This window comes from Caballeronia sp. LZ033 (assembly GCF_031451265.1).
In the GTDB taxonomy this organism is placed as follows: Bacteria; Pseudomonadota; Gammaproteobacteria; order Burkholderiales; family Burkholderiaceae; genus Caballeronia.
Window position 1 is genome coordinate 659,272 of record NZ_JARUXQ010000004.1, and the last position, 18,862, is coordinate 678,133.

Annotated in this window: 15 protein-coding genes; 9 read left to right on the forward strand and 6 right to left on the reverse strand. The window is 63.2% G+C overall.

Translation table 11 applies throughout. From position 1 onward, the window contains the following. Positions 1-59 precede the first annotated feature (59 nt). The 7 genes from selD (at position 60) to QCE62_RS30265 (ending at position 10,472) form a co-directional block, all read left to right on the forward strand. On the forward strand, positions 60-1,106 hold the full coding sequence (gene selD / locus QCE62_RS30235) for a selenide, water dikinase SelD (protein WP_309927507.1): 1,047 nt from the start codon (positions 60-62) through the stop codon (positions 1,104-1,106). A gap of 34 nt (positions 1,107-1,140) precedes the next feature. Further along, positions 1,141-2,076, forward strand: a complete 936-nt coding sequence (locus QCE62_RS30240; RefSeq protein WP_309926229.1) for a cation diffusion facilitator family transporter — start codon at positions 1,141-1,143, stop codon at positions 2,074-2,076. Positions 2,077-2,542: 466 nt separating this feature from the next. After that, on the forward strand, positions 2,543-5,116 hold the full coding sequence (locus QCE62_RS30245) for a mechanosensitive ion channel domain-containing protein (RefSeq protein ID WP_309926232.1): 2,574 nt from the start codon (positions 2,543-2,545) through the stop codon (positions 5,114-5,116). Positions 5,117-5,247: 131 nt separating this feature from the next. Beyond that, a complete protein-coding gene (locus QCE62_RS30250) occupies positions 5,248-6,399 on the forward strand; it encodes a purine nucleoside permease (protein ID WP_309926233.1) in 1,152 nt (383 codons plus the stop codon). A gap of 526 nt (positions 6,400-6,925) precedes the next feature. After that, positions 6,926-7,243, forward strand: coding sequence for a flagellar transcriptional regulator FlhD (gene flhD, locus QCE62_RS30255; RefSeq protein ID WP_309926234.1), 318 nt, complete (start codon positions 6,926-6,928; stop codon positions 7,241-7,243). A gap of 18 nt (positions 7,244-7,261) precedes the next feature. After that, entirely contained in the window at positions 7,262-7,921 is a 660-nt protein-coding gene (flhC, locus tag QCE62_RS30260; protein ID WP_309926235.1) for a flagellar transcriptional regulator FlhC, read from the forward strand. A 163-nt stretch (positions 7,922-8,084) separates the two neighbouring features. Continuing rightward, positions 8,085-10,472, forward strand: coding sequence for a DNA polymerase II (locus QCE62_RS30265; RefSeq protein WP_309926237.1), 2,388 nt, complete (start codon positions 8,085-8,087; stop codon positions 10,470-10,472). On the opposite strand, the gene QCE62_RS30270 is transcribed toward QCE62_RS30265, so the two are convergent. From QCE62_RS30270 to QCE62_RS30285, 4 genes are all read right to left on the reverse strand, one after another. Beyond that, positions 10,469-11,473, reverse strand: coding sequence for a hypothetical protein (locus QCE62_RS30270; RefSeq protein WP_309926239.1), 1,005 nt, complete (start codon positions 11,471-11,473; stop codon positions 10,469-10,471). The genes QCE62_RS30265 and QCE62_RS30270 overlap by 4 nt on opposite strands. 151 nt (positions 11,474-11,624) lie before the next feature. Further along, a complete protein-coding gene (locus QCE62_RS30275) occupies positions 11,625-13,379 on the reverse strand; it encodes a pyridoxal-dependent decarboxylase (protein WP_309926241.1) in 1,755 nt (584 codons plus the stop codon). After that, the gene (locus QCE62_RS30280) at positions 13,376-14,482 is read right to left on the reverse strand and encodes a hypothetical protein (protein ID WP_309926243.1); all 1,107 of its coding nucleotides are present in this window, start codon (positions 14,480-14,482) and stop codon (positions 13,376-13,378) included. The genes QCE62_RS30275 and QCE62_RS30280 overlap by 4 nt, the downstream gene beginning before the upstream one ends. Positions 14,483-14,491: 9 nt before the next feature. Then, positions 14,492-15,511, reverse strand: a complete 1,020-nt coding sequence (locus tag QCE62_RS30285) for an aminotransferase class I/II-fold pyridoxal phosphate-dependent enzyme (RefSeq protein WP_309926244.1) — start codon at positions 15,509-15,511, stop codon at positions 14,492-14,494. A gap of 407 nt (positions 15,512-15,918) precedes the next feature. Here QCE62_RS30285 and QCE62_RS30290 point away from each other — a divergent pair, with 407 nt between their 5' ends. Further along, positions 15,919-16,161, forward strand: coding sequence for a hypothetical protein (locus QCE62_RS30290; RefSeq protein ID WP_309820123.1), 243 nt, complete (start codon positions 15,919-15,921; stop codon positions 16,159-16,161). Positions 16,162-16,219: 58 nt separating this feature from the next. Here QCE62_RS30290 and QCE62_RS30295 read toward each other — a convergent pair whose 3' ends face one another. Together QCE62_RS30295 and QCE62_RS30300 are read right to left on the reverse strand one after the other, a co-directional pair. Then, positions 16,220-16,645, reverse strand: a complete 426-nt coding sequence (locus QCE62_RS30295; protein WP_309926246.1) for an HPF/RaiA family ribosome-associated protein — start codon at positions 16,643-16,645, stop codon at positions 16,220-16,222. Between the two features lie 95 nt (positions 16,646-16,740). After that, on the reverse strand, positions 16,741-17,622 hold the full coding sequence (locus QCE62_RS30300) for a LysR family transcriptional regulator (RefSeq protein ID WP_309926248.1): 882 nt from the start codon (positions 17,620-17,622) through the stop codon (positions 16,741-16,743). 143 nt (positions 17,623-17,765) lie between these two features. Here QCE62_RS30300 and QCE62_RS30305 point away from each other — a divergent pair, with 143 nt between their 5' ends. Beyond that, a complete protein-coding gene (locus tag QCE62_RS30305; RefSeq protein ID WP_309926250.1) occupies positions 17,766-18,557 on the forward strand; it encodes a TerC family protein in 792 nt (263 codons plus the stop codon). The last annotated feature ends 305 nt before the right edge of the window (positions 18,558-18,862 follow it).

The following is an 18,862-nucleotide window of genomic DNA, read 5'->3' on the forward strand; positions in this document are numbered from 1 at the left end:
GGCGATAATGCCCGTTCAGGCACGCATCAATGCACGACCCCACATCCCTTTCCCCGACCATGAACGATACGACCTCTCCACGTCTCACGAGCCTGTCCCACGGCGGCGGCTGCGGCTGCAAGATCGCGCCCGGCGTGCTGGCGGACCTGCTGAAGCGCGCGACGCCGCTGCCCGTGTTCCCGGACCTGCTGGTCGGCAACGACACCGCCGACGACGCCGCCGTCTACCGGCTCAACGACGAACAGGCGATCGTTGCCACCACCGACTTCTTCATGCCGATCGTCGACGACCCGTTCGACTTCGGCCGCATCGCCGCGACCAACGCGCTGTCCGATGTCTACGCAATGGGCGGCAAACCGATCCTCGCGCTCGCCCTCGTCGGCATGCCGATCAACGTGCTGCCGCACGAGGTCATCGCGCAAGTGCTGAAGGGCGGTGAAGCGGTGTGCGCCGAGGCGGGCATTCCCGTCGCGGGCGGCCATTCCATCGATTCAGTCGAGCCGATCTACGGTCTGGCGGCGATCGGCGTCGTGCATCCGTCGCGCGTGAAGCGCAATGCCGCCGCGCGTCCCGGCGACGTGCTGGTGCTCGGCAAGCCGCTGGGCGTCGGCGTGCTGTCGGCGGCGCTGAAGAAGGACCGGCTCGACGCGGCCGGCTATGCCGCGATGATCGCCGCGACGACCAAGCTGAATCGACCGGGCGCGGAACTCGCGCAACTCGACGGCGTGCACGCGCTCACCGACGTCACCGGCTTCGGCCTGCTCGGCCACACGCTCGAACTGGCGCACGGCGCGCAGCTGACGGCGCGCATCCGCTATGCAGACCTGCCGTGGCTGCCGCAGGTTCAGGATTTCGTACGCGAAGGCATCTACACGGGCGCGTCCGGACGGAACTGGAACGCCTATGGCGCCGACATCGCGCTGCACGTCGGGGGCGACGAGGCGCGCGCCTTGCTGACCGACCCGCAGACCTCGGGCGGCCTGCTCGTTTCATGTGCGCCGGAAACGGTGAACGACGTGCTCGCCCTCTTCCGCGCCGATGGTTTCGACGAAGCCGCCGTCATCGGCGAGATGGTCGATGGCGCGGGGCGCGTCGAGGTTTCCTGAAACGTCCCTGATCACCACGCAACCACACGACCGCATGAAGGAAGAATCACCGAAAGCGATTTTCTACGCGCTCGCCGCGAACTTCGGCATCGCCGTGTGCAAGTTCGGGGCGGCGGCGTTCACCGGCTCGGGCTCGATGTTCGCCGAGGCTATCCATTCCACCGCCGATTGCGGCAATCAATTGCTGCTGCTGTTCGGGCTGAAGCGCGCGCAGGCGCCGGCCAACGCGCTGCATCCGCTGGGCTCGGGCCGCGAGATCTACTTCTATGCGCTGATCGTGGCGCTGCTGCTGTTCTTCGTGGGCGGCGCGTTCTCGGTCTATGAAGGCGCGCACCGGCTCATGCATCGCGAGCCGCTGTCGAACCCGGTCGTGGCGCTGGTCATCCTCGGCATTTCTGTCGTGCTGGAAGGGTTTTCGCTCGCGGGCGCGATTCGCGAGATCCGCAAGAGCACGCCCAACAAATCCCTGTGGCGCTGGTTCCGCGAAACACGCGAATCGGAATTGCTGGTGGTCGCGGGCGAGGATGTCGCCGCGTTGCTGGGCCTCGCCATCGCGTTCGCCGCCGTGCTGATGACGATGCTCACCGGCAATCCCGCCTTCGACGCGGCGGGTTCCATCGGCGTGGGCGTGCTGCTCATGATCATCGCGTATCTGGTGGCGCGCGAAGTGAAGTCGATGATCGTCGGCGAGTCCGCGAGCCCCGAAGTGCGCAAGGCCGTCGAGGCGCACTTGCGGGCGCGTCCCGAGATCACGCGCATCATCAGCCTCATCACGCTGCAATGGGGCAAGCATGTGGTCGTGGCGGTGCAGGCGGAAATGATCGACTACCCGAGCGGCCGCGCGATGATCGACGCGATCAACGTGATCGAGGACGACTTGCAGCGCGCGTTTCCGCAAGTGCGCTGGGTGTTCTTCGAGCCGGACGTTGCACGCGACCGCAACGAGCCGGCCGCCGCAGGTGAAGCGTGAGACGTGAGACGCACGTGTTAGCGTAGACTTCTTGCGGATGCGCCCGGATGCGGCCGCGGTGTCACGGGCGTGGCGGGCACCTGTGTCTGTTCGCGTGACGGAACCTGGGTAACGCCCATCTCGGGCAAGGGCGCCGCATCATATCGGGACGGCGCGGCCGTCGCCGATGCCGCCATGCCCTGGCTGCCGCTCGCCGTCTGCGCGGCAGCGGGCGCGCCAAGTGCTACCCCGATCAGGGCGGTCAGCAGCTTATGACGTGTCGTGGTGCTGCGCCACGTTCGTTCCGTTCTCTTTTGCATCGATGCAAGCGCCCGTTGTAATTCCACGCTGCATCGCAAGCAGAGTTTGTTCCGCAGCAGTCAAGCGCCCAGGAAACCTGTCTGTCGCGCAGCGTTGTTCGCATCACCTTAGGTCGTGCGTGTTGTCCGCATCGAGTCCCCGAAATTTCGTAATCTTCATCCGACCCATGCGCAAAGTTCTTCTTGCCGTCTTGTTCGTCACCGTGTCGAGTCTGCTCTCGACGTTCCCGCGATCCACCTTTGCCGCAGCCGGCGCCGCGACGCATGCGTCGCAGCCGGCGGTCGCGCTGACACCGCAGCAGGCGCGCGACGCGCTCTCCGTGCTCAACGATCCCGCGCGCCGCTCGCAGGTCGAGGACACGCTGCGCGCGGTCGCCGCCGCGGGCGCGCTCGCCACGCCTCAGCCCGCGAGCGCGGCGCAGGAGGCGTCGGCGGCGGCGCCTGCGTCCGGCGCATCCGGCGTGCTGGCGCATTCGCTGACCGCGAATGGCCTGGCTTCGCAGTTGTCGCGTCAGGCCGGGCACTGGCTCGTGCAGATCGGCTCGGGCACGCGTCACTCGATTTCCACGCTGCTCGACTTCGGCTCAGTCGCCGCATGGTGGCGCGGCAGCACCGCGACCGATCAGGGGCGCACGCTGCTGGGCCGCGTCGCGTGGACGGTGCTGGCGTCGTTGCTGCCTGCGGTGCTGCTCGAACTGCTGTGCTCGCGTCTGCTGAAGAAGCCGCGCGCGCGGCTCGCGGCGCGCGGCGTGGCGGACGCCGAGGTGCAGGAACCCGAACTCGTGCAGGAGCAGCGCGCGGCCGAGCATGCGGAAGACGCCGCGGTACGCAGCGGCGACGAAACCGCGATGCATCTCGCCGAACGCAAGGCCGACAGCGCACGTGGCCAACGTCACGCCGCGCGGCACTGGACCTTGCTGCAACGGCTGCCGAGCGCGCTGCTGAATGGGCTGCTGATGCTGGCGCCGCTGGTCGTGTTCATCGGCGCGGTGACCTTGCTGATGTCGCTCTTCATCGACGACAACACGCCCCAGGCGCGCGTCGCGGGCGCGCTCATCGATGTCTATCTCGTGTGCCGGGCCATCGTCATCGTCAGCGCGTTCTTTCTTGCGCCGCGCGCCAGCGGCCTGCGACTGCTGCAAATGCGCGATATCTATGCGGTGTACACGCACCGCTGCGTGAGGCGGATCGCGACCGTGGCGGGCGTGGGCATCGCGCTCGCCAATGCGGGCGAGGAAATCGGCCTGTCCGGCGACGCGCGCATTGCCGTCCTCAAGATCACGCTGCTGATCGTGCATCTGATGATCGCATATGTCATTTTCGAGTCGCGCAACTCGGTCGCGCAAGGCATCCGCGAGCGCGCACGTGCGAACCGCTCGGTGCGCCTGTTCGGCAACTGGGTCGCCGACGTCTGGGCCGGCGTCGCGATCTTCTTCGTGATCGCGCTGTGGTTCGTGTGGGCGCTCGATGTAAAGAACGGCTATCGCACGCTGTTCCATCTCGGCGGCCTGTCGCTGCTGGTGCTGATCGGCGCGCGCGTGCTGGCGATCGTCGTGTTCGGTGCGCTCGGCCGTGTCTTCCGTGAGAACGACGAAGACGACACCGCGCAGCAATCCATCGTGCGCCGTCGCGCGTATCGCTATTACCCCGGCTTGCGGCGCTTCGTGCAGGTGCTCATCGGGATCGTCACGCTGATTGCGCTGCTCGAAGTGTGGGGCATCGACATCATCCATTTCTTCACGGCGGGCGGCATCGGCAACCGGCTGGCCTCGGCGATCGTGACCATCGCGGTTGCGGCGCTGTTCGCGTTGCTGGTGTGGGAAGGGGCGAACGCGATCGTCGAGCAGCGCCTCGAGCAGTGGACCGCTAGCGGCGAACGCCTGCGCGCCGCACGCCTGCGCACGCTGCTGCCAATGATGCGCAGCGGCCTCTTCATCGTCATCGCGATGGTCGTCGTGCTGACGGGGCTGTCGGAGATCGGTGTGAACACGGCGCCGCTGCTGGCGAGCGCGAGCATCTTTGGCGTCGCGCTCGGCTTCGGTTCGCAGAAGCTGGTGCAGGATCTGATCACCGGCATCTTCCTGCTGATGGAAAACGCGATGCAGGTCGGCGACTGGGTCACGCTCGCGGGTGTCTCAGGCACGGTGGAATATCTGTCGATTCGCACGGTGCGTCTGCGCGGCGGCGACGGCTCGCTCTATACCGTGCCGTTCAGTTCGGTATCGACGGTGAACAACACGAACCGGGGCATCGGCAACGCGGCGGTGCGCGTGTCGATTGCACTGGGCCAGGATGTGGATCTGGCGATCTCCACGTTGAAGGAAATCGGCACGGCGTTGCGCGACGACGCGGCGTTCCGCGACGGCATCCTGTCCGACTTCAGTTTCTGGGGCGTCGATGCCGTCGACGGTTCGACCGTCACGCTGGCAGGCCAGATCCAGTGTCGCGACAGCTCGCGCTGGCCGGTGCAGCGCGAATTCAACCGGCGCATTCTCAACGAATTCACGGCGCGCGGCATCGAGATCGCGAATCCGCAGCGCAATTTCGTCATCGTCAACGGCGGGAATGCGGAGGGTGCTCAGGATTCGACCCAGGATCCCGCCGATGCCGGCGTTCAGGACGCCGATAAGGCGGGCGCGGAGCAGCGCGGCGAGCCGTCGCGAGCGGCCCAGCATCCGACCAGCGAGGCGGGCGTGGCCTCGAGCGCACCGCCGCCGCGCGCGACGCAGGGCGGCTCGTAACGGAGCGCCGTTCGACACGATTTGCAACATGGAGCGCTTATTGGCTCTCCTATAATTGCGCGGGCTGGCCGTGCCCGGTGAGCGGGCGCGGTCTTCTTTCGAAGGTCGAACCTTTATGAGGATCCGCCCGCATGAAAATAGCTCCCGCGTCACGTCCGAAATATCAATCAAGCGCGCTTCGAACCACTTCCCCCGCTGCAAAACTCACGAAATCGATCCGCGCCACTGCGCTTGCGCTGGGTATTGCAAGCCTGGCCACCGTCACCGGCTGCGCCTTCGCCCAGCAACGCGACGACACTTTCAGCAACGATCACGACCGGCACGGCAACGGCGGCCGTCCGGTCAAGGTCATGATCATCAGCATGTTCGGGCCCGAAGGCCAGATCTGGCTCGACAAGCTCGGTCCATGGGATACGGTGCAGGTGCCGGGGCTGTCGCCGGACTATCCCGCGGTGCACTGCAATCGCGACGAAGTCTGCGTCATCACAACGGGCATGGGCCACACGAACGCGGCGGCCTCGATCATGGCGCTGACCTTCTCCGACCGGTTCGACCTGCGGCGCACCTACTTCCTGATCGCGGGGATCGCGGGCATCGATCCGGCGCGCGGTACGGTGGGCTCGGCGGCCTGGGCGAAATATCTCGTCGACTTCGGCATCCAGTGGGAACTGGACGCGCGCGAGAAACCCGCCGACTGGCCGAGCGGATTCCTGGGCATCAACACGAAGGGGCCGAAGGAGAAACCGCCGCTCGACTATCGGACCGAGGTATTCGCGCTGAATCCGGCACTCGCCGATGCGGCCTACGCCATGTCACGCAACGTAACCCTTTCGGACAGCGACGAAGCAAAGGTAGCGCGCGCAAAGTTTGGCTATGCGCCGGCCAACCAGCCGCCGCGCGTGATTCAGTGCGACACGTTGGCCGGCGACACGTGGTGGTCGGGGAAATACATTGGCGAGCGGGCACGCGAGTGGACCCGTCTCTTGACGGACGGCAAGGGTGTCTACTGCACCACGCAGCAGGAAGACAACGCGACCTTCGAAGCGCTCAAGCGGGCCGCGAGCGTGAAACGTGTCGATCTGTCCCGGCTGGCGGTGCTGCGGGCTGGATCGGACTTCGATCGCCCCTACGAGGGACAGACCGCGGAAGATAATCTTCTGAACTATTCGACACAGGGCGGGTTCACGCCCGCGATCGAAAACTTGTATCTGACCGGCAATCCGTTCGTGCAGGAGGTTGTTACACATTGGGGCGCGTGGAGAAAGGGTATGCCTCAACGTTGACGAGTCTGTAACAACGGGACTGCGATTGGCAGTAACAACCCCGTAACACGTAAGAGGTATTTATTACTCGCCAAGCCGCATATCTGCAATACAGCAGAAATGCGGCTTTTTAACGTCCATATCATCTGATGAATATCTAAAAAAATCAGGAAAACGCTGTCAACGGACTGGCTGAAGCCCCCGTTATGGCTGACATTGCGCAAATACTCTGAAGAAAAAGACGTCAGTGGGCTTCGAACCCTTTAAACATCAGAAGAATAAAGTTTGCGGTCGCTACAGGTAACTTTGGATCGATCGAAAAAATTACCGATACAAAGTGTTGTTTGCAACAAAATATTATTGAGATGACCTTGCTTTCGCTTCAGCCCGTACTTAGAATCCGTTTCACAGTGTTGTTACAAGATGTAACGCACTGAAACAAAGATTACGCAGTACGTAGCCGGGCGGAACGAGCCTGGTGAGGCCACAAAAAAGATATCGGCTAAAAGCCGGCGGGAAATTCGGGGATTTACTGGAAGTTGCAACCATGAACGGTCGCGAAACGCTGGAATCGATCCGGGAAATCAATCTGTCGTACATCATGCTCGCGCAGCGTCTGCTGCGCGAAGACCGCGCCATCGGCATGTTCCGGCTCGGTCTGTCGGGGGAGCTGGCCGACTTGCTGTCGGGTCTCACGCTCGCTCAGGTCGTCAAGCTTGCTTCGTCGGACAACCTGCTTTGCGCTTTCCGTTTCAACGATCACACGATGCTGTCGGCTTTGACGCAACCCGCGAAGAACGCGGACATTGCGCCAACGCACGCGGCAATCCTGCTGGCTGGCCAGCCGGCTGAACAGTTCGCTTAAGTGACGACGGAGCGAGCCATGCTGAAGAAGAGCCTCACTGAAGACGCCCAGGAAGTGTTCCGCGCCATCGCGCTGATTGAACTCGGTGCGCGCATGCAAGTGCTCGAAAGCGAACTGACGCTTTCGCGGGACCGCATGATCCGTCTCTATCGCGAAGTGAAGGGCGCATCGCCGCCCAAGGGCATGCTGCCGTTCTCGGCAGACTGGTACATGACGTGGCTGGCCAATATCCACGCATCGCTGTTCTACAACACCTATACGTTCCTGAAGAACGAAGCGGGATGCTCGCATCTCGAAGCGTTGACCAAAGGGTATCGGCTGTATCTCGAGCACTGCAATCATAGCGGCGCCGAGGCGGTACTCGATCTCACGCGGGCCTGGACTCTTGTGCGCTTCTTCGACGCGGGCATGCTGCAGATGACCTCATGCTGCCGCTGCACCGGGAAGTTCGTCGCACACAAACATGATTTGCAGAACAACGTGGTGTGCGGGGCCTGCCAGCCGCCGTCACGCGCGGGGAAGACCAAGAAAGCGGCGGCCGCGAAACAGGCCAGTCAAGAAGCCGCGCTGGAGGTAATCTCGAAGAACGAAGTGCCGGAGCATGCGGAGCACACGGTACTCGATCACGTAGCGGCGTTACAGTCGCAACGGGCAAGCCTGGTCGCACAGGCTGCTTGAGCGGTGGCGGCACCGGGCGCCTGCGGGGGACCGCCCGCCAGGACGGTAGACGACCGGACCGCCGCCACCGCACTTATCTTTTCACCGCAACTCAGTTGAATGTTCCAGCCCGGCGCGATGTTTACGCCGGGCTGTTTGTTTTTACGCCAAGTAAAATGCTTCGATGGCACGCGCTCTCGAAGGTAACGATCTGGCTCCCGCACGACACGGTTTTCTGCTGACTCGTCACTGGCGCGACACACCGGCCGGCGCCGAAGTCGATTTCTGGCTCGCTACCGATGACGGGCCGCAGAAAATTCGCATCGGCGTGCAGACGAGCGTCGCGTTCATTCGCGAGGAAGAGCGGGCGAAGGCCGAACCGCTGATCAGCGCAATACGCGATGCCTACCTGCGCGATTTACCGCTGCGGGACTTCCAGCAAAAGCCGGTGCTCGGGCTGTACTGCACGCAATATCGCCAGTTGCTCGCGCTCGAGAAGTCTCTGCGCAATGCGGGCGTCAATGTCTATGAAGCCGATCTCCGCCCGCCCGAGCGCTATCTGATGGAGCGCTTCATCACGGCGCCGGTATCGTTCGAAGGCGTCGCGCGCGACGGCACCATCGCGAGCGAACTCAAGCCGGCGCCGGATTACCGGCCGGCGCTGAAACTCGTGTCGCTGGATATCGAAACGAGCGCGCGCGGCGAACTCTATTCCATTGCGCTCGAAGGCTGCGGCGCCCGTCAGGTCTACATGCTCGGCGCGCCGGACGAAACACCCGGCGACGTCGACTTCGCGCTTGAATACTGCGCCACGCGCGCCGACATGCTGCGCCGCTTCAACGCCTGGATCGCGCATCATGATCCGGATGCGATCATCGGCTGGAACGTGGTGCAGTTCGATCTGCGCGTGCTGCAGCGCCATGCCGACGACTTCGGCGTGCCGCTCACCATCGGCCGCGACGGCAGCCCGGTGGAGTGGCGCGAGCACGGCATCAACCGCAATCACTTCTTCATCTCGATCGCGGGACGGCTCGTGATCGACGGCATCGAGGCATTGCGCTCGGCCACCTGGAGCTTCCCGTCATTCAGCCTGGAGCATGTCGCGCAGTCGCTGCTGGGCGAGGGCAAGGCCATCGACACGCCCTATGCGCGCATGGACGAAATCGAGCGGCGCTTCCGGCACGACAAGCCCGCGCTCGCACGTTACAACCTCGTCGATTGCGAACTCGTCACGCGCATCTTCGAGAAAACCCAACTTTTGTCGTTCCTGCTCGAACGCGCCACCGTCACCGGCCTGCAGGCCGATCGCAGCGGCGGTTCGGTCGCGGCCTTCACGCACCTGTACATGCCGCGCATGCATCGGCTCGGTTATGTCGCGCCGAATCTCGGCGACGTGCCCGAGGAAGCCAGTCCCGGCGGCTTCGTCATGGACTCGCGGCCCGGTCTGTACGATTCGGTGCTCGTGCTCGACTACAAGAGCCTGTATCCGTCGATCATCCGCACGTTCCTGATCGACCCGGCCGGGCTCGCACAAGGCATGAGCCTGTCCGATGACGCCGATACCGTGCCCGGTTTTCGCGGCGCACGTTTCGCGCGCGACCTGCATTGCCTGCCCGCGATCGTCGCGCAGGTCTGGCAGGGACGGGAAGCCGCCAAGCGCCAGCACAACAAGCCGTTGTCGCAGGCGCTCAAGATCATCATGAATTCGTTTTACGGCGTGCTCGGTTCGAGCGGCTGCCGGTTCTTCGATCCGCGCCTGGCCTCGTCGATCACGATGCGCGGCCACGAAATCATGCATCGCACGCGCGAGCTGATTGAGGCGCGCGGCTACACGGTGATCTACGGCGATACGGATTCGACCTTCGTCTGGCTGCGGCGCGCGCGCAGCGAGGACGACGCCGCGCGCATCGGACGGGCGCTCGTCGCGCATGTGAACGAATACTGGCGCGAGCATCTGCGCGAAACCTTCAGGTTGGAGAGCGCGCTCGAACTCCAGTTCGAAACGCATTTCAGGCGCTTCCTGATGCCGACGATCCGCGGCGCCGAAGAGGGCAGCAAGAAGCGCTATGCGGGCATGACGACGCGCCCGGACGGCAGCGACGACATCATCTACAAGGGCCTGGAAACCGTACGCTCCGACTGGACGCCGCTCGCGCAGCGCTTCCAGCAGGAACTCTATACGCGCATCTTCAAGGGCCAGCCTTACGACGACTACGTGCGCGATTACGTCGGCCGCACGCGGCGCGGCGAACTCGACGAACTGCTCGTGTATCGCAAGCGCCTGCGCCGCACGCTCGGCGACTATCACCGCAACGTGCCGCCCCAGGTGCGCGCGGCGCGCATCGCGGATGAGTACAACCGGCAACAGGGCCGTCCGCTGCAATACCAGAACGGCGGCTGGATCAGCTACGTCATGACGACGGCCGGCCCCGAGCCGGTGGAGGCGCGTCATGCGCCGATCGACTACGAGCACTACGTCAGCAAGCAACTCCAGCCCGTCGCCGACGGCATCCTGCCCTTCATGCGCGACGACTTCGCCGGACTGATGTCGGGCCAGCAGGAGTTGTTCTAGAAGCGCATCCCGACGCCTGCCTCGATGATGTCCGCATCGCGATCATAGCGAGTGACCACACGGTTCCACGTGACGCGCGCGAGCCAGCGCTGATCGAACCGGTAACTCGCCGACAGCGACACGAGCCCGGAGAAACGGCCATCGCCGGTGCGGTTCTGCGGCAGGTCGTCGTTCTGCGTGACCGCCAGATAAGGCCCGGCGCCGACGCCCAGCGTCAGCCGGTCGTCGAAGAACGCGCGCGTGGCCCAGATCTGCGCGGCAATGCCGTCGCGGCGCGACTGCACGTGGCCGCCTTCGTGCAGGTAGGTGGCCGTGACATCGACGTAATGCCACAGCCCGCGCCGGTACTCGACGCTCTCCGCGAGATTCGACTCCGAGTCGAGACTGTTGAGTATGGTCGTCCCGAGCATGACGGTGACTTCGTTGTTCGTCACGTTGGTCGAGCGCGAGACCGGACGCGCGCGCGGTCCGCGGCCTTCCGGTGCATCGAGCTGATAGCCGATGCCGAACAGCAGCGCGGTCGTGTCCGGGCCGCCGGACGCCTGCACGCGGTTGAGCTTCACTTCGGCGATCCAGCGGTTATCGAAGTAATACGCGGCGCGCAGCGAAAACAGGCCGCCCCAGCCGTGCGTATTGGAGTAGTCGCCGCCCAGTTGCGCCTGCTTGGTATCAAACCAGCGATACGGCCCCGCGCCCGCCGACAATTCCAGCCGATCGTTCCACAGCGGCAAACGCCCCCAGAACTGCAGCGACTGGCCGTCGCGATGATGATCCGGGATGTGACCTTCGTTGACCCAGGAAAAACTCCACGCGGCGTAACGGCCAATGCCCTCGCGATAGCTCGCCTCCCACGAATACGTGTGCTGGCTGCTGCTCTTGAGCGGACCGGCCAGGACGCTGAATTCCTGTGCATGGGCGGCCTTGCTAGCGACGCCGAGCGCCGCACAGGCGATCAGGCAGGCGGCGGTCTTGCGATGTCGGTCTTCTTTGGGCTTTGTCATGAAGCGATTGGGGTGCGCGACTGTCCGGCGCACGGTCAGACCGTCGGATTCGCAAACTGTCGGAACCAACGGCTGGCCCGGACAGACGGACAGCAGGTGCGGTCCGGTTGTCGGCCATCCCATACGCGTGGAGGCGCCTTGTCGGACCGCTTCAGGTTTCTCTTCCCCCGATCCGCGCAAACAGGCGGTCGAGGCTATTGCGCAGAAATGCAGCGAACGCGTCGTGCGAGACCGGTTTCATCACGCAGCAGCGCACCACGGTCGTGTCGTCCGTCTCATCGGTTTCCCGGCGAACGGCGTCCGGCATGATGTCCCGCAACGACACCCGATTACGCGAAAACCATGGCAGCTTTTCATCTCCGCTACCGGGCAACTGTGCGTTGCCGATCATTCGCTCACTGAGCAGTTCAATTCTGCGCGCGTTTAATACTACCTGTTCCGCTGGATGGATGCAGAAATTGAGGATGCAGAGGTCCGGCGCGAACATGCTTCTGAAGCAGTGAGCGACGCCATCGAGCAGGAAGGCCGGCTGCGCGTTGAGCGCGTGATGGAGTTGCGTCGCGGTGAGCGCGTTGCCGGCCAGCAAGGCGCCCAGCCCGCTTCGGTGAAGGCCGAACAGCCGATGCGCCATCCATACGGCCGCCGCGGCAGCGCCAGGCCGCGCGCCCTCGAGCGTGTGAGGGCCATGTTCCATATGGCGCGAAGATGACGGCCTGAAATAGCGGGTCTGGCTGGAGACCGCCCATGAGAAGCGGCGGTCGCGAATCGCCAGGCAGCCGGCGGGATACGGCACGCCGGCGCATTTGTGCGGATCGACCGTAATGGTGTCGGCGTGGCAAAGCGCTTGCAGTGCTTCCACGACTTCAGGCTTGAGCACCCCGGAGACGTGCGGCGCCGTGCATGCGTCTTCATCGATCAAAGGCTGAAGCAAGGTGCGGTAATAACCGCCGAACGCGGCATCAACGTGCAGGAAGAACGACACGCCAAAGCGCTCCTCGCACTCCTGCCGCAGCGCCACGATGCGGTGAATCTCATCGACGCTGCCTTCGCCGCTGCTGCCCGCCGTGGCAATGACGGCAACGACCGGATACGCCGCCTTGAAGTGAGCGAACAGGCGTTCGCGCAGCGCCGCGATGTCGATGCGCATCGAAGCGTCCATCTCCACCGGTTCGAGCACCAGTCCGAGCAGGTCGGCGCATTTGTCCCACGCGTAGTGGCGGCCGCTCGCCACGAGAATGCGTCCCCCGCGCAGTGCGGGATGATCGTGGAGTGCGTCGATCCGCGCCCGCAAACGTTCCGGTGGGGCGTTTTCGAGCGCGTGCGAGAGCCGCGCGACGATCTCCCGAGGCGGCAGATTGCAGAGGCGGGCGTCATCCTGCGGGTTATTCCCTTCTGCGAGAGCAAAGGGCACGCGCTGCAGATTCCGGGCGATCCAGATGGCCTCGTAATTGGCGGCATGGCCGCCCGACGTGAGATGCGCCCAGCCTTGTTGCGGATCGAACCCGAAGAGGCGACAGAAGTCGTCGCTCAGTTCGTGTTCCAGCGTCGTGGTGACCGGCGCTGCTTCCGGCGTGACGTTGTTCGGGTTGTAGAGCATCGCGGCGAAGTACGCGAGTCCCGCGGGAAGCAGCGGGTCCGCATTCATGTGCGCGAGATACTGCGGCGCGGGCCACGGCGTGGAATCCGCTTGCAGCCGCCGCGACAGATCGTCCAGCAACTCGATCGCGCGCAGCAGCGGTCGGTTGTCGGCCGGCGGCCGTTCGGACAGCGGCCCTTGCCAATGCTCATGCCACCGGCAGTAGTCGTCGAAGAGACGCCCGAGCGTTTCGCGAAAGACCGTCTGGTTATCCCGATGCGGCCATAGATGCCGCCAGCGCGCGAGCGGATCGTGAGACTCCGGATTCACGCGGCGAGGCCGGTCGAACCGAACGCCTCCGTCAGCGCGGCGATGCGTGCGTGAACCTCGTCCATCTGATCCCACGCCTGTCGGCACGTCCCGATCAGACCGGCGAATCGTTCGGCAGGAAGGTTCTGCAGCCAGGCTCGGCCGACATCGCGGTGGTCGCCGTCCGCTTCAGCATGCAGGTCGAAGTAGCACGCGTCCCGCATGCGCTGCGGGGAGAAAAGCGGGCGGCTCGCCTGGCCGAACAGGAATCCGCTTGCCTCCACCACCTGATGAACGATCACCAGTTTTTCCGCTTCATCGGCATGCAGCATCCTGTCGACGAACCATTGCGCCGCCCTTTCGAGCAGCGGGTCGCGGGTATTGCCTTCAAGACCATGCTGTTCCTGCAACATCGTGTCGTGTCCGAGCTCGTCGCGCAGATGACGGGTATAAAGCGGTAGCAGCCCCGGCTCCGTGCAGAACGCCTGCCGCGCATGAATCATTCGCTGGAAATAGCGCGACCAGACGAGCAGCGCCTCCAGGAAGCGCTTGCGCCGTGCCGCATCCGAGCGTAACCGGTTGCCGCGCAACAGTTGGAACAGCGGATTGCGGCCGTGTCGCTCGAGCAGCAGCGCGTTGATTTTTTCGAGGCTCGCGAACGAATGCGTTGCGTCATTGCTGAATGCGACTCTCGGCAAGCTTTCGACTTCATATAATCCGTTGCCGTCGAACTGAATTGAAAGTCCGTGGAATTGCTGTCCTTTGCAGGTCCGAAATCCATGTAGTTTTCCGGCTGGCACGCAGGCAGCGTCTCCTTCGTTCAGCAGCTGTCCGGTTTCTCCCGTCAGATAAACTGAGCCGCTGCAAATCAGAATCATCGATTGCACCGGATGAACATGATTGTCCAGTATTTCACCGTCTTTCAGACTGACCCAGCTGAATGAACTGCGTCCCTGGTCCGGAATGAAGTCGCGAAAGAAGGGATGCCGGCGAAAATCGCGATGTTCACCGAGTGAGTGAATTTCGTCATCGACTTGAATTGATGTGATAGCCGGGATATCACAGCGCCTGATTACCTGAACTTTCGAAAGCGCGTGTGAGGTGAAATGTTCTGCGTGGGTCATCTTGTTTGACTAGTTGATTGATTTCAATGCGTGAATGACGCGTTCGTTCTCGCTGGCCGTACCGATCGAAAAACGAATGCAGTCATGCAGCCCTTCAGGGTTGAAAAGCGGCTCGATCCGGCAAGCGCGCAGTGCATGGACCACCTTGCTGAAAGCGCGCGTGCGAATGCTGATGAAGCCACAGTCGTCACCCCAGATGTCGGAAACGCAGGCGAGAGAGGCGAGGGCCCGATAGAGCGCGTCGCGGGCGCGCCGGAATTGCTCGATGCCGCGCATGACCCTTTCTGGATTCGCAAGGACCGCGTGGGCAGCGTTCGCGGCCACGGACGAGATCGCAAACGGCAGTTGAACCCGGCGCAGCGGCTCGATGAGTCTTTCCGCGCCGATCGCCGCGCCAATTCGCAGTCCGGCCATGCCAAGAGCCTTGGACATCGTGCGGAGAATCAAAAGCCGGGGAAACGCTTCCAGACGACGGAGATTCGAGGGTTTCCGGCTGTACTCGACATAAGCTTCGTCGATGATGACAAGGCCCGGAAAGCGCCTCATCAGCAACTCAAGGTCAGCCTGATTCAGGCGGCTTCCAACTGGATTATTCGGGTCGCACAGTACGACGCCCTTGGCCTGACTTTCGCACAAGGCATCGACATCGAGGCGGTCATATGCCGAACCGAAGAGTGGCACGGGCACGACTTCGATGCGATGAATCGTCGCCAATCGGGAGAACACGCCGAAACACGGCGGCGTCAGGGCGATTCGCTCAACTCCGGGTTCGAAGAACGCGTTGATTACCTGTTCCAGCGCGCCGGCAGCACCCGTTGTGAAAATGAGGTTCGAAGCATCGAGCACGAGCGGCGCCGCGTGATCGGTTTGCTCGGATAGCTGGAGCCAGTCCAGATAGCTTTCAGTCAGCTTGAAAATTGCGTCATTGCCAAAACCAGGATAACGACAATATTCTGTGCCAAATGGGTTTTCGTTGTTTCTCAGAAGCAGAGTAGCGGGCTTGTCGGGATCCGGTGGCTTTGGAACCAAGGGCCCAAGCTCATCAATGACACTACGTGCAAACGGGGATATCAAAACTTTGCTCCATCATCACATTCGAAACAATTCTTTATCAAGTAAGAATCGAATGCTTGCCAGGCCGTGCGTTAATAATCGAATGCGCTATTCGTCATGTCGTTTCAAGAAACAGAATAAATCACGTTTTCCGCTTCACGAGCGGGAAAATTCTTAAAACGAAATGGGAGAACCCTGATTGAAAGCGGAAGGGCGCTGCCCGGACGGAGATCGGCCAATCGTTTGCGTGAAGGGGTGCCGTCGGACAAACGAAAGAATCGCTAGGCCTGCGTTCGCAGGCACTCACAAGCGGGGTTACGCGTTTTTTGACACTTGAGTAGATTGGCTCATGCCCCTGTCCATTCAAGCGAGCGAGGTGAGTGATGGACTCCACCCCAGTCGAGTATCGAGGTTGTGAGCTTTCCGCGATCGTGCGGCATTTGTCCGGCGAATTCGTCGCGACGCTGCTGATCGAGCGTCCTGGCGGCACGCGCCGGGCGATTGGCCCGTTCCGTTCGTTCCCGACAGCGCAGGCTGCCGAGAACTACGCCATCCAGTACGGCAAGGCCGAACTCGACGGGCGGCTGGCGGAGCGCGGGCCGCGCGTCGCCATGGCGGAGCGCTAGCGCCGGACGGATGAACGCCCGGCTCGTGTCTACTGCGCGCGAGCCCGCAGGGGCTTCATCACACGTTACTCGCCGCCAGCCTGCGCAGCATGCGTACGCGCGGCGCCACGGCGGCCTGCAACGCCGGCTCCGGCTCCGCCGTCAGGTTCCACGCGATGCTGCCGGCGCGTACCCGCCGCGTCTTCGGCTTGCTCTGCTGGCGGCGGCGCACCAGTGAGCGCACTGCGCGAGCGAGCGCGAGATCGATCGCACCGCGCCAGTCCCGGGCGATCGAGGTCGCCACGACCTTGTTCTCCTTGCTGACCTGCACTTCCACCTGGCAGCGCTTGTCGAGGCCGCCGCGCGGCCCGTTGATGTCCGACAGGCTGACCGTCGCCTTTGAAATGAGCCACGCCAGACGCCGGAAAACGAATTCGCTGCGGGTTTTCGCCAGTTCGTGCATCGCGATGGCTTCGGGGTCGCGGGACTTGAACAGGACTTTCATGAACGCCTCCTTGGTGAACGTGAGGCTCAGGTTAAGCGGCGGCGGCGCATCGAAAAAGCAGAATCAATGGAACCAAGACTTCGAAAAAAGCGAAGTTAGCCGAGCGCGCTGGCGAGCACCTGCTGCGTCAACGGATGATGTCGTCCGCGCCGCGAGACGATGGCATGCACCTCTTCCTTCACGTCCGGCGAGCGGCCGAGCCAGCGCAGACCGCGCAGCAGGGGTGCGTCGCCGGCGCCGAATTCGGCGAGCGGAAACACGCCGAGCCCGCGTGCGCCGAAGACCGCCATCAGCGCGCTGTCCTCGAATTCGCCGACGATGCGCGGCGCAATCGCCTGCGTCTCCAGCCAACGATCCAGCCGCGCGCGCAGCGACGAGTGACCGGTGGGCAGCAGCATGGGCAGGGTGGCGAGACTCTCCGGAAAGCGGTCGATGGCGCTCTTGCGGACGATCGACGCGGGCCCGTACCAATCCACCGGCGACGCGATGAGCCGTTCGCTCGTCAGCCGCAGGTTCTGGTTATGCGGCGCGGGATGGCTTGACAGCACGAGATCGAGCCGATGCAAGGCCAGTTCGCCGAGCAGTTCGTCGGTCTCGCCTTCATGACACAGCAGCCGCAGCGACGAATTGCCGAGCACCGGCGCAAGCAACGCGTGCGCGGCTAGCTTCGAAATGCCATCAGACAAGCCGACCGCCAGCCGTGCCAGCGTGCCGCTCGCGGCTTCCCGCACTTCGTCCTGAATCAGTTGCCCCAGCTGAAAGATTTCCTCGGCGCGGGCGAACGCGGCCTGGCCCGCTTCGGTCATGGTGACGCCGCGTCCCGCCGGCTTGAGCAACTGATGCCCGAGCGACTTTTCCAGTTCCCGCACCTGCGCACTGATGGTCTGCACGGCCATGTCGAGCCGCTCGGCGGCCCGTGCGAAGCCGCCTTCCTTGACGACGACCCAGTAGTAATGCAAGTGACGATAGTTGAGCATGCGGATATTCCCCGGCGGTTAGGGCGTGAGACCTGACTTCGGAAAAACCGAAGTACCGTTCCGATTATCGCTGATTTTTCCGTTGGGACGGACTGTGGATGATTGCACCATTCCTCAGCTGACCGACATCCACAAAAAAATCCATGGAATATCTTCTTTTGCTCGCCACCGATCCCGCCGTCTGGGCCGCACTCGTTACGTTGATCGTGATGGAAGTGGTGCTCGGGATCGACAATCTCGTGTTCATTTCCATCCTGAGCAACAAGCTTCCCGTGGAGCAACGCGCGCGCACGCAGCGTATCGGCATCATGCTCGCCCTCGTGATGCGCCTTGCGCTGCTGGGCACGGTCGCGTGGATCGCGCGTCTCACCGCGCCGGTGTTTTCGCTTTTCGATCATGCGTTCTCATGGCGCGATTTGATCCTGCTGGCGGGCGGCCTGTTTCTCGTGTGGAAGGCAACCAAGGAAATGCATCACCACGTGGGGAAGGGGGCGCACGATGCGCCGGGCGTCGCGTCGAGTATCGGCACGATGACGGCCTGGTCCGCAATCGGCCAGATCCTGCTGCTCGACCTCGTCTTTTCCGTCGACAGCATCATCACGGCGGTCGGCATGACCGAACATCTGCCGATCATGTTCATCGCCGTCATCTTCGCGGTTGCGACGATGCTGTTTGCAGCGCAACCGCTGTCGCGCTTCATCGAACGCAATCCGACGGTCGTGACGCTGGCGCTGTCGTTCCTGCTCGTGATCGCCATGACGCTGATTGCCGAAGGGTTCGGCACGCATGTGCCCAAGGGTTACATCTACGCCGCGATGGGCTTCGCGGGCTTCGTCGAAGGCCTGAACCTGGTGGCGCGCAGAAAGAAGACCTCGCGCGATGGACGAAAGACTTCGTCCGTGTTTCCTGAACCGGAGTCGCGCGCGGCCGAATGAAGCACTTGCCTCATATCGTTCGGCACATTGAAATCGTGTGCCGAATGTAAGAGGAGCCAGCTTGCGCGCGGAATGCAAGGGCAATCCCGCTTGCCAAGGACGCGCCGAGTGACTACGGTAGCCCTGATCGGGTTTCGACTGGAATTTCGGTACCCGAAATAATCAGATGAGTCGTGTCGCACCAACGCCCGAGGTCAAACGCGTTCGAGCCACGACAACACCGATAAAGAGGGAAACAGGCATGGCGCCGCATTGGGAGAGAACGGTTCCCCGCGATGTGTTTGGCGAAGCGGCCCGCCAGCTCC